We start from the raw sequence: 10,649 nt of genomic DNA, 5'->3' as shown, positions 1-10,649 counted from the left end.
CACGCCACCTCCCCCACCGCCCTCGCCCGATTCCTCGACGCCGGGGTGCGGGTGTTGTCGACACCGAACCTGCACACCGGCCTGATCATCACCGGCGACCGTGTGATCGTCGGTTCCGCCAGCGCCTCGCACAGCTCCACCCTCGCCGACGACACCGCGATCGCCACCGACGACCCCGAGACCATCCCCGCGGCGCATGTCTTTATCGACGGCTCGGCGACACGGTCGAGGTCGACGAGGTGTTCCTCGACAGCGCCACCGCCATCTGGCAGATCGGCCGCGTCGTACCGATACCCGGGATCGGCAGCCGCACCCGCACAGGCCACGACTTCCTTCCCACCCGGGTGCGCCGGATGTTCCTTTCCTGCGCCACGTCGACGACTACATTCCCGACGACGAGAACGAGAACCACTGGCCTGCACCCGCACCGGGCACGGGCGGGCCGAATCCCCGCTACCACGCCCGGTGGATCCGCGACAACAGCCCCGGCCCCGATCGGCGCACCCGCCCTGAGCCCGGCGACGTCGTGATCCGAATCAGCGACGACGACACCCGACTGGATCCGCCGGCCGTCGTCGACACCGGCCCACACCCCATCCCCCGCACCCGCCACGCCGTCGCCTACCGGCTACGCGCCCGCACCGACCTCGACCCCGTCTCCGTATCCGAGGCCGCGCGCGTCCTCGCCGAGTACGGTCACCCCAACCCTCGGCTGCACCACGACCACCGCATCATCTCCCCGAGCCTGCGCGCGGCGCTGCTGCGCCTGTGGAAGCTGTGACCAGCGGCAGCGGCCATCATCCGGGCAGTGGACACACCGATCGCGGCGTGCCCATAGCTCCCATAGGGAATATATGGATGGTGCCGATCGAACCGGACCCCGTAGCCCAATACCGGCTACAGCAGGTCCGGGTCGTCCTCGTCCCACAGGTCCGAACCCTCCCGGCTCCACGGGTTTCAGGACCCGGCGCCCCCAGATGATGTCGACGCCCCGCTCACCCGGCACCCGACGCTCGCCTGTCAGCAAGCACGTGCACGTAGACGGTGCACGTCCGGTTGCGATCGCCGCGGGTGAAGATGGTGCGATGAGTGATCCCGCCGCGCCGCTGCCCGACGACTACCCCCGGTTCCTCGAGCAACTCAAAACGCAGGTCCGCCACGCCCGGATCCGTGCCTCCCGCGCCGCGAACACCGAACTGCTGACCTTGTACTGGAACCTCGGACACGCGATCCGGCAACGGCAACATGCACACGGCTGGGGCGCGAAAGTCATCGACCAACTCGCCCACGATCTGCGGGCCGAGTTCCCGCACATGCGCGGCCTCTCGCGCCGCAACCTGTTCTACATGCGGTCCTTCGCCGAGGCCTGGCCCCAGGACATCGTGCAACAACCCGTTGCACAACTTCCGTGGGGGCACGTCACCGTCCTGTTGGACAAGCTGACCGATCCCGGCGAACGCAACTGGTACGCCGCCCAAGCCGCAGAACACGGCTGGTCCCGCAACGTCCTCGCCCATCAGATCGCCGGGCAACTGCACCGCAGGATCGGCGCAGCCCCGTCGAACTTCCCCGACCACCTACCTCCCCAGGACTCGGACCTGGCCCAGCAACTCGTCCGCGACCCGTACATCTTCGACTTCCTCGACTTCACCGAACGCGTCGCCGAACGCGACCTCGAAACCGCCCTGATGGCCCGGCTCGAGACGTTCCTGCTCGAACTCGGACACGGCTTCGCGTTCGTCGGCCGCCAGTACCACTTCACCGTCGACGGCGACGACTTCTACATCGACCTGCTGTTCTTCAACTGGCTCCAATCACGGTTCGTCGTCGTCGAACTCAAAGTAGGCCGGTTCGAGCCTGAATACGCCGGCAAACTCGGTTTCTACGTGTCCTGGGTCGACGAAAACCTCCGCATTCCCGGCCGGCACTCCCCGACCATCGGGATCCTGCTCTGCGCCGGCCGCAACGACAACGTTGTGCGCTACTCCCTCGCCGGCACCACCGCTCCGCTGGCGGTGGCGAACTACACCTACGACACTTTGCCCGACCCGATCCGTGAACTGGTCCCCACCGACCGTGAACTCGCCACCGCGGTCGACGCCACCTGGAACGAACTCGAACCCGACACCACGCCCGCACCCACCGAAGACGAATAGGAAATAGGACCGCCCCCGCTCGTTCGACCTCTCAGCCTGGATCCACCGGAGATGTGACGGTGTGAGCGTGTCGTAAAGCACGAGAGCCCCTGCAGGGCAGGAGAATCTGAGTTACCACACAAAGATTCCAGCACCAGAACAGAGGCATCTCGCAGGTGAAAGCATCTCACACCGTCACCCCGGTTTTCGATGACCCGAATCTCGTGTCGGCCGCGGGGCTGGTGCCGGTGATGAGGCTGGCCGAGACCGCCGGCCTGCACGAGCTACTCGGCCGGCATCTGAGCGTCGATTCACCGAACTCAGTGGTCAAGTCCGCGTGCATCGTCGCCGGCATGCTGGCCGGTGCCGATTACCTCGACCTTCTTCGGCACGGCGCGATGGAACGACTCTTCGGCGGGGTGCGGGCGCCGTCGACGCTCGGCACCCACCTGCGCTCCTTCACCCACGGGCACGTCCAGCAGCTCGACGCCGTCGCCGCCCGTTTGTTGGCCGGCCTGACCGCCCGGGTCCCGGACCTGCTCGCCGGGGCCGACCAGATCGCGTTCATCGACGCCGACGACACCATCCGCGAGGTTCACGGCTACGCCAAGCAAGGCGCCGCGTTCGGATACTCCGGGGTCCGAGGCTTGAACGCGCAGGTGGCGGTCGTGTCGACGCCGATCGCGGCGCCGGTGATCGCAACCGCCCGTCTGCGCCGCGGCAACGTCGCCTCCCACACCGGCGCCGGGCGCATGCTCGCCCAGGCGATCGGTGCTGCCCGCGCCGCGGGGGCGTCCGGGCAGATCCTCGCCCGCGCCGATTCGGCCTACTTCGGGCATGCGTTCATCGCCACCGCACAGCGCGCGGGGGCGTGGTTCTCGGTGACCGCACGGATGAACCCGCAGATCAGGGCGGCGATCGCGGGGATCGACGAGACCGCGTGGACGCCGATCATCTACCCGAACGCCGTCTGGGACGACGAGGAGAAACGCTGGATCTCCGACGCCGAGGTCGCCGAAACCGAGGTGACGATCTTCACCTCGCGGCGGAAGAAGGATCACGTGACCTGCCGCCTGGTGGTCCGGCGGGTCACACGACTCAATCCGGCTGCGAACGATGGGCAGGACGAGTTGTTCACCACCCACCGCCACCACGCGTTCGTCACCAACTCGACCCTGACCACCGTCGAAGCCGACGGCCGGCACCGTGACCACGCGATCGTCGAGCAGGTCATTGCCGAGCTCAAGGACGGTCCGTTGGCGCACCTGCCGTCGGGCAGGTATGCGGCGAACGCGGCCTGGCTCGCGCACGCGGTGATCGCGTTCAACCTCGCCCGCGCGGCCGGGGCCGCCGCCTCACCGCGTCATGCCCGCGCCCGCTGGGCAACGCTGCGAACCCACCTGATCAACCTTCCTGCCCGGATCGCGTCGTCCGGGCGCAGGCTGACCCTGCACCTGCCGACCGGCTGGCCGTGGGAGTCGGCCTGGCGCAACCTCTTCGAGATTGCGACCGGCCCGCCACCATCGGTCACCATCTGACCATCCGCCCAGCAGGGCACGACCGGAGACATGAGTGGAAATGCCGGGCAGACCGGCGGATCGCCCGTGCCTACGAGAAGTCTCCCGCCAGAATGCGGCGAGGAATCAGATCCGAATCAACGACGGTGGATCAGGGCTCAGTCCGCGCGGAGACACAGTCCGGGATAGGCCGGCGATGCGCGACTGACATGCAGGACAAGTAACCGGAACAGGTTCGGGATCGTTCCACAACGTGGCGATTCCCCTCTCGACCTTCGTGGCCGTCCGTTTGAGGATCGCCAAACAGCGCACCGCCACCATCGACGGTATCGGTCAACGGAAGGCGAGGCCGCCGTTGCCGGCATCAACGAGATTCGTCGAAACAACCCGGCCCCAGGTCGTGCGGGCGTTGAGCCACACCCCGGCAGGATCGTGGTTGCTCAGCAGCATGTAGTCCGAAGAGGCTTCGCCATCGGTATAGGAATACATCCAGCGTCCCCCGAATGCGTCATCAAATTCCTCACCGTCAGCAAGGGAGAGGTGGCCCATGTAGGCCCATCCTCGATAGACGACGACCCGGTTGCAGCCCTCCCCCTCATAGCCTTCGTCACGCCCCAGATACACCTGCCATAGTGCCATCGGCGGATACGCGCCGTACGTGCCCGTGGCGAGTTGGAATCGGCTACCACACTCATAGAATGAGTCGGAGAATGGAAACGCTGTCGCCGCCAGATTCTTTATCGAGTCATCCTCAGCGCTGGCGAATAGTGACTTGCTAGCGCCAAACGCCCAGAATCCGACGACCAGCAGCGCGACCCCGATCGCACCGAAACATACCCGGGCACGCCACGGACGCAATGCCATTACCGCTCCGGTAATCGAAGCGATTACGGCCCAGCCGCCGACGACCTCGGCCCAGATGTATGGCAGAAGCGCCCGAATCTCGGGGGCGAACACCGCAGGGTTCTCCTCGAGAACCCACCCTCGCAGGATGTAGTGCCCGATAGCCCACGGGACCACAATGCTGAACGCGGCCACAGCACAGATGACCAGAGCAAACTTGTCGATCTCTCGATGACGACGACGACCGGTTTCCGCTGCTGCTGCAGACGCTGCAGCCTGCGCGGCAGCCTGCGCGGCAGCCTGCGCGGCAGCAACGACTTTCGCCCGTTCTTCAGTAGTGTGATGAAACCGCGTGAGTCCAGGCAGCAGTTGAGTTCGTGTATCTCCCGTTTCCTGGGTCGAAGACAGTTTCTCATCCTGTTTGGCGCGACCAGTGCGGATATTCTCCAGGAGCAGACTCAGACCGGCCCCTTTCCTTGTTTGCAGCAGTGGCCCCCTGCTGTAAACCCTGTCGGAGTTCCCCCAGATATGCCTATCGGTCCCGTATCCCGACTCGTGGTAGCCTCGCGAGAAATCGAAAGACGTTACATCCTCTTCGGTCATAGCTCGAACGGAATGAGTGTTGTAACGGGATAAATTCGAAGGGTTTTTCCTGTGAATATTGGTTTCCTCCGAAATTAATATTCTGGCGAGCCGCCCTTCGGACGTGAGTACATACAGCTCTTCGTGGTAGCTCTCCTCGGTGACATATTCGCTGACTTCCTCGTTCCATTCGTAACGTCTGTCGAGCAACCAATGCGGTCCACATACGTCGACGAATTCTTCACCATTTTTCTTGACGTAACCCAGTGGTGGAGCCAGTTTCAGCCGAGTTTCTTTCGCCGACCGCACCGCCAATGACTCGATAGCGTTCCAATCGAGTTGCGTTGTCTCGTAGGTTTGAAGATCAGACAACGGACTTCCCTTCAGTGAAACTGGTGAATTTTCGGGTTTCAATCCCACGGCCAAGCGCGAATCGCAGCAAGCCTGCCGGGCACTTCGACACAAACACCCGATGCGCGAGAGATCCGGATACCTCCAGAATCCCAGTTCCCGTTGCACGTCGACCCAGGATTATTGCAACTAATTTTGCCGCCTAGGCCACTTACTCGACCGTCGCTGCATTGCCGGGAAGTCGTGCAGCTGTATGCATGGACCCCGGCCGAACACCTGCCGGATGGTCACCTCACTCGAAAAATGGATTGAATCCATCAGTGGAAATGCGACTATGACATGACCCTGCCATCCAGGTTGAGAAAGACCGGTCAACCGCGCGCTTTGATGACCTCGAGACGGGATTGAATCCCCATGTTTGTCAGAAACTCTGCGGTGCGATCAGCGAGGGCCTCGGTCCACGGGAACCCATCGACAGCCGCTGTTCCGTAATCGAGCGGGGAAGAGACGCACATGAACCGGCCCTCCGCGCCCTGCCGGTCGGCACTAAGCAATACCCTGACCACCATCCCGCACAGGTCAACTTCGGTGGCTACTGCGGGCGGTGTCGCCAACCCATGCTCTTGCGCAGCTTGGGCGGGGTCAATCTTGTAGAGCGTTCCCGCACCGATCCCGGGCGCCCGCCGATACTTCACCCTCCGCTGTGCGAAAGAAGGTTCGATAGTCGCCGCTTCGGTGACCGCCTGTGCCATTTGTTGTCCAGTCGCCGACGCCCTCAAAACTATCGCGACCTTCGAAGGGATCAGGATTCCCACGGAAGGCTCCTTCACATACGGAGAGAATGGGTAGTTCCCGACAGGAATTCCCCGAAAATTAGGTGCGCCCATTTAACCCAAATACGTTCAAACCTTACTCATCGCGAATCTCTACATATAAGCTACTAATTTACGCAATTCAATTTCACGCAATAGCTCGTGCTCCGAAAGCCTCATGCCCGATAGATCGACCAGAAAAGAAGTCACCTCTTCCAGAATCCGTCGTGCTGGTGACATACAAGTCCAGTATTGTTGCATTTTCTACACGTCAGGTTGGAGCGTCCGCCATTGCATCCCTGGCATGCACTGAGAGTTGAGAAGCACTTCTCGCATTTCATCACTCGAAACCCTTCGAACTTAGGCCAGCAGAGTTGCAGGTCCTCACCAAACAGATCGACCTCAAACTACCCTCCGCTGAAATGCCCGACAATCCACTGTTCGAACGACATGGAAGCCACCGCCTGCGGCGAGTCGCTCACGCCTGATCCGAAGTCCACCACTCCACGGGGCTCCATCCTCGCCCCAGCCCACTTGGCATGGGGTTCCGTGGCGGCATGTGCGGTGATCGGGTGCTCGTCGGCGCCCGGCCCTTCGACTGGTTCACCCGATCGGGTGATACCGAAAGTCCGTGTGCCCCTGAATCATGTATCCGAACACATCTCGGCCACATGGAGGAGAGAAGACATGAACATCGTGAAGCGAATCCGGCTCAGGGCAACGTGTCCCAGATGCAACGGCACCGGCGGTCACAGCGACTTCGGGAACTGGGTCAACTGCTCGGCCTGCAGCGGTACCGGCCAGAAGTGACCCCGCCGTGCGGGACCTTTCCGCTCTGCCGGACGGACCCGCACAGACACTGTCGATGCCGACACGCGAAAGCACGGCCCCGGCAGACACCGTCGACCACATTCCATGGATCGCCGGTGACCGGGTGCAGTTCCCGCCCGATGGTCGCTCGCCGCTGCCCTGCCACGCGGTAGCGGTGTCCGGTACGTCACTATTGTCGTCGTGCACACAGAGGGACAGGACGCGCGATGGCGGATCGGGGCGGTCGACGACCACGACAGCCTCGTGCGAGGACTGCGCGCCATCATCGACGAACAACCGGACATGGAACTGGTCGCGGCAGCACGCACCGTGTCCGAGCTGTTGACGCAAACGACACTGCTCGATCTGGTGATTCTCGATTTGCGTCTGGAAGACGGATCCTCCCCACGAGCAAACGTCGAGCAGCTGCAGAACGCGGGGATCCCCGCCCTCGTCTACACCTCCGGCGACGAGCCGTATCTGGTGCAGATGGCCGCCGGCGCCGGTGTGCTCGGGGTGTTGCGCAAGAACGTTCCCGAGACCGAATTCGTCGAAGCGGTGCGCCATGCCGCCTCCGGAACCCCGGTACCGACGATCGATTGGGCAGCTGCCCTCGACGCCGATCCCGGATTCGTCGACCTCTCACCACAGCTACGGGAAGTGCTCAAGGCCTATGCCACCGGCGCCTCGACCAAAGAGGTCGCCGCATCGTTGGATCTGTCGCCCGATACGGTCCACGACTACGTCGACCGCATCCGGACGAAGTACGCTCTCGCAGGACGGCCCGCCCGGAGCAAAATCGACCTGTTCAAACGCGCAATCGAGGACGGATGGCTAGCTATTCCCCGCCGCGAGCGTCGTCGCTGAATCCCGCCGACACCGACCCCCAGGACCGGATCGCCGGCCTGCGGATTCTGCGGCAGTTCGCGGTGTTCGTCGCCTCCGGCTACCTCGCCTACGCCGTCTTGACGCTCCCCGCCGTCGCGGCGTCACTGGAGGTCATGGACCCCTGGTGGACCCTCCTGGCGCTGCCGTTGACGTTCGGCACCGGAATTGCGCTGGGCCCGGTGGCGTGGCGCGGCCCAGCCCGGCGCATCCGAGTAGCGGCCGCCGTAGCCACCGTGGGATACCTGATCACCGTCGGATCGTGGTGGTTCGGATGGAACGGCAACACCCTCGGCGGCGGGGTCAACATATGGTTTTCCCTGTTCTGCGGACTGGCCGCGATCGCGGCCGCGATCGCGTTCCGCCCGATGTACGCCTTCGTGGTGCTCTGCGTCGTGGTGGCCTCGACGGTCACCATCAACCACACGGTCCGCGCCGCGGAGTTCAACGGACCGCTGCTCCCGGACATGGCCTGGGCATTTGCCTTCTCGCTCGTCTACTTCGCCGCTGCCGTCATGGCGATGAAGACCGCCGCGGTCCTCGATTCCACCCGAGCCGAAGCGTATGCGGCCACGGCCGATGCCGCAGCGGTGCAGGCCCGCACCTTCGAACGACAACGGTTCGCGCAGCTCACCCACGACGGGGTCATGGCCACACTGCTCACCGCCTCCCGCCAAGGCGCCTCGGCCCAGCTCGCGCAACAGGCCCGAGGCACACTCGCCGACCTCGACACCCTCGGCGAGACGGCCGCGGCCCCACCGGAGAAGGCGGTGTCCGCCGAGGAAGCGGTCGCGCGGATCCGGGCAGCAAGCACCGCGATCGAGCCGGGCCTGAGCCTGCAGACCGACCTCGATACCGTCTCGCCGGGCGAGGTGATCTTTCCGTCCGAGGTGGTTCGGACCATCGGCGCTGCCGCCGCCGAGGCGGTCCGCAACAGTCGACGTCATGCCGGCCCCACCGCCGCCGTGTCGGTGAAAGTCACCGCACGTCCGGACCGGCTGTGTGTGGAGATCGTCGACAACGGTGTGGGGTTCGACCCGCGCACCGTGCCTGCCGAGCGGTTGGGTATCGCCGTGAGCATCCGGGGCCGCATGTCCCAACTCCCCGGGGGCACCGTCGCGATCGCATCGCGGCGCGGCGCGGGCACCCGCGTCGTCCTGGAATGGTCCGCCGACTGATGCACCCCTACCAACAAGCCGACGTCCGTGATCTGCTGGGCATGCGCAGCCGTGGTGCCTGGCTGATCGTCGCCTGCTATGTGACGGCGATGGTGACCGTCACGGTCGCAACGATCGGCCACCTCACCGCGGTGTGGCCCGCCGTGCTCGGCACGGCGATCCTGGTCGCCGCCACGATCGTGTTGGTTGCCGTGCCCGGCGATCCGCTCCCGACGTCGGTGACGCTCGCGTTGACCGCCGCCGGACCGCTCGCGTGTGCCCTGTACCTCGCAGTGACCCCAGCGTTCCCGCAGTTCTCGCTGCAAACGTGGATCCACGGAGGAGGCACGACGCTCTACTGCTTCATGAGCGTGCGGGGTCGGCGGATCGCGCCGTGGATCGGGCTGGCCGGCATGATCGCGGTCTTCGGGTTCTGGGCATCGGAAACCGGGCAGGGCGCCACCTACGGGATCTCACTCGTGGCGGTCGATGCCGCACCGTTGGCGATGTCCGCGCTGCTGTCGTTCACTCTGCGCCCGACCGCCCACGCAGTATTTTCCCTGCGCGCCCAGAGGACCGCGAAGATCGCCGAACTGTCCTCGCAGTCCGCCGCATCCGACGAACGGAGCCGTCAACTACGTGACCTCGACAACCTGGTTCGCCCCCTGCTCGAACGGATTGCCAGTGGTACGGAACTGACCGATGCCGAGCGCATCGAGTGCGCCCTGCTCGAAGCGCACCTGCGCGATCGGCTGCGCGCACCGCTGTTGTCCGCCCTCGACCTCGACGCTGCTGCCTACCGGGCCCGCACCCGCGGGATCGACGTCGTCTTCATCGACGACCGCAGCCCCCGCAGCCTCGACGACCAACTGGGCGGTGTCCTCTACACCGCCGTGGCCGACGCGCTGGACACCGCACATGCCGGGCAGGTGTGTGTGCGGGTGCTCCCCGCAGATCGGGCCACGGTCGCCTCGATTCTGACGCGGGACCGCGATCGGACCCGGCTGCAGGAGATCGACCAGGACGGTCGTATTCACACCCGCGTCGGATGAGTACGCCGAGCTCCACACCATGTCGTTCGCGTAGCTCACGGTGCCCCCCGGTCGGGTGGCACCCGACCGGGGGACACCCGACAAGGCGTCTGGCGCCGCCACCGGGGCCGCCATAGTGTCCTGATCCGTGACCTGCGCAGCGACCTGCTCGGGTCCGCGGATGTGAGGAGACACCACCGATGACACCGCCTGATATACCGTCCACGTTCACCACTGCCCCGCGGTCGCCGGCGTTGAGCACCCGTGAAATACAGGTCCTGACCACATGGCTGATGTGCGACTCGAAACATGATGTGGCGCAGCAGTTGTTCATCTCGGTGACCACCGTGCAGACACACCTGACGCGGATCCGCACCAAGTACGAGGCAGCGAACCGGCCCTGAGGTTCCCCCCGAACGGTGGACAAGGGGGTTACATCCTTCAGGCGGCTTCCACCCGAAGTGAACGCTCGTAGCTGTCGGGACTGAGCATCCCGACCGCAGAGTTCCGTCGAACAGTGTTATAG

The 10,649-nt window shown here is 64.7% G+C and carries 10 protein-coding genes; 7 read left to right on the top strand and 3 right to left on the bottom strand.

Translation table 11 applies throughout. The annotated features are described in order from the left end of the window. Positions 1–326: hypothetical protein (locus tag WAX14_RS05015; protein WP_422626989.1), on the bottom strand; the 326-nt coding region annotated here is incomplete at its 3' end. Positions 327–526: 200 nt separating this feature from the next. Between WAX14_RS05015 and WAX14_RS05010 the strand changes: the two genes are divergently transcribed. The 3 genes from WAX14_RS05010 to WAX14_RS05000 all read left to right on the top strand — a co-directional run bounded on the left by WAX14_RS05010 (position 527) and on the right by WAX14_RS05000 (position 3,673). Next, the gene (locus WAX14_RS05010) at positions 527–781 is read left to right on the top strand and encodes a hypothetical protein (protein WP_422626988.1); all 255 of its coding nucleotides are present in this window, start codon (positions 527–529) and stop codon (positions 779–781) included. Between the two features lie 304 nt (positions 782–1,085). Continuing rightward, positions 1,086–2,156, top strand: coding sequence for a PDDEXK nuclease domain-containing protein (locus WAX14_RS05005; RefSeq protein WP_422626987.1), 1,071 nt, complete (start codon positions 1,086–1,088; stop codon positions 2,154–2,156). 155 nt (positions 2,157–2,311) lie between these two features. Then, positions 2,312–3,673 (top strand): IS1380 family transposase, encoded by a 1,362-nt coding sequence (locus WAX14_RS05000; protein WP_422626986.1) that lies wholly within the window; start codon positions 2,312–2,314, stop codon positions 3,671–3,673. Between the two features lie 312 nt (positions 3,674–3,985). Here WAX14_RS05000 and WAX14_RS04995 read toward each other — a convergent pair whose 3' ends face one another. Both WAX14_RS04995 and WAX14_RS04990 read right to left on the bottom strand, forming a co-directional pair. Next, complete coding sequence (locus tag WAX14_RS04995) at positions 3,986–5,503, bottom strand: hypothetical protein (protein WP_422626985.1); 1,518 nt, start codon at positions 5,501–5,503, stop codon at positions 3,986–3,988. Positions 5,504–5,799: 296 nt separating this feature from the next. After that, positions 5,800–6,243: a hypothetical protein gene (locus tag WAX14_RS04990; RefSeq protein WP_422626984.1), complete on the bottom strand. Its 444-nt coding sequence runs from the start codon at positions 6,241–6,243 to the stop codon at positions 5,800–5,802. A 1,008-nt stretch (positions 6,244–7,251) separates the two neighbouring features. Between WAX14_RS04990 and WAX14_RS04985 the strand changes: the two genes are divergently transcribed. The 4 genes from WAX14_RS04985 to WAX14_RS04970 all read left to right on the top strand — a co-directional run bounded on the left by WAX14_RS04985 (position 7,252) and on the right by WAX14_RS04970 (position 10,527). Then, positions 7,252–7,917 (top strand): LuxR C-terminal-related transcriptional regulator, encoded by a 666-nt coding sequence (locus WAX14_RS04985; protein ID WP_422626983.1) that lies wholly within the window; start codon positions 7,252–7,254, stop codon positions 7,915–7,917. Next, a complete protein-coding gene (locus WAX14_RS04980) occupies positions 7,881–9,113 on the top strand; it encodes a sensor histidine kinase (RefSeq protein ID WP_422626982.1) in 1,233 nt (410 codons plus the stop codon). Before WAX14_RS04985 ends, WAX14_RS04980 begins: the two co-directional genes overlap by 37 nt. Continuing rightward, positions 9,113–10,144, top strand: coding sequence for a hypothetical protein (locus tag WAX14_RS04975; RefSeq protein WP_422626981.1), 1,032 nt, complete (start codon positions 9,113–9,115; stop codon positions 10,142–10,144). The genes WAX14_RS04980 and WAX14_RS04975 overlap by 1 nt, the downstream gene beginning before the upstream one ends. A 179-nt stretch (positions 10,145–10,323) precedes the next feature. Next, a complete protein-coding gene (locus WAX14_RS04970) occupies positions 10,324–10,527 on the top strand; it encodes a response regulator transcription factor (RefSeq protein ID WP_422626980.1) in 204 nt (67 codons plus the stop codon). Positions 10,528–10,649 lie beyond the last annotated feature (122 nt).

Source organism: Rhodococcus sp. (in: high G+C Gram-positive bacteria) (assembly GCF_049299235.1).
Lineage (GTDB): Bacteria > Actinomycetota > Actinomycetes > Mycobacteriales > Mycobacteriaceae > Rhodococcus.
This window is presented reverse-complemented; position numbering and strand designations above follow the sequence as displayed.

Excerpts from the sequence above, each read along its gene's own strand:
- WAX14_RS05005 (WP_422626987.1), top strand. The coding sequence starts at position 1,086 with ATGAGTGATCCCGCCGCGCCGCTGCCCGACGACTACCCCCGGTTCCTC.
- WAX14_RS04980 (WP_422626982.1), top strand. The coding sequence starts at position 7,881 with ATGGCTAGCTATTCCCCGCCGCGAGCGTCGTCGCTGAATCCCGCCGAC.
- WAX14_RS04975 (WP_422626981.1), top strand. The coding sequence starts at position 9,113 with ATGCACCCCTACCAACAAGCCGACGTCCGTGATCTGCTGGGCATGCGC.
- WAX14_RS04970 (WP_422626980.1), top strand. The coding sequence starts at position 10,324 with ATGACACCGCCTGATATACCGTCCACGTTCACCACTGCCCCGCGGTCG.